The 415-nt window shown below is 65.3% G+C and carries 1 protein-coding gene; it reads right to left on the reverse strand.

Annotated features, from left to right (window positions below; genetic code table 11):
- Window positions 1-415: GTP-binding protein (locus tag ACTFO6_RS17770; RefSeq protein WP_439935748.1), on the reverse strand; the 415-nt coding region annotated here is incomplete at both ends.

A 415-nucleotide genomic window follows, 5' to 3' on the forward strand; every position in this document is an offset into this window, starting at 1 on the left:
GCACTCGCCCCCGGCGTCCAGCACGAAGGATTCCGCCGGCGCGTGGGGGTGAGCGTGCGCGTCATCGTGGTCGTGGTCATGATCCTGGGCGTGGCCGTGCGCGTCCGCCCAGACGCCAGGGCGCTCGACGGCCTGCCGGACGAGGCTGGAAAAGTCGCCTTCTAGGAGCAAGCGCGAATCCACGTCGCATTGCTCGGCCAGCAGCACCGTCGCATTCGGGTTCAGTGCCACCACCTCTTCGCGCACTTTCTCGAGCTGTCCGGCATCCGCTAGGTCCACCTTGTTGAGGATCAGAATGTCCGCGTTTTCGATCTGGGCCTCGTAGAAATCACCCAGCGCGCTTTGCAGCCGGGGAAACTTGGCGGTATCCACCACTGTCACCAGCGGCCCGATGTCGACGCGGGCACGGAAAGAC

Origin of the sequence: Pelomicrobium sp. G1, assembly GCF_051905455.1 — a bacterium.
Lineage (GTDB): Bacteria > Pseudomonadota > Gammaproteobacteria > Burkholderiales > UBA6910 > Pelomicrobium.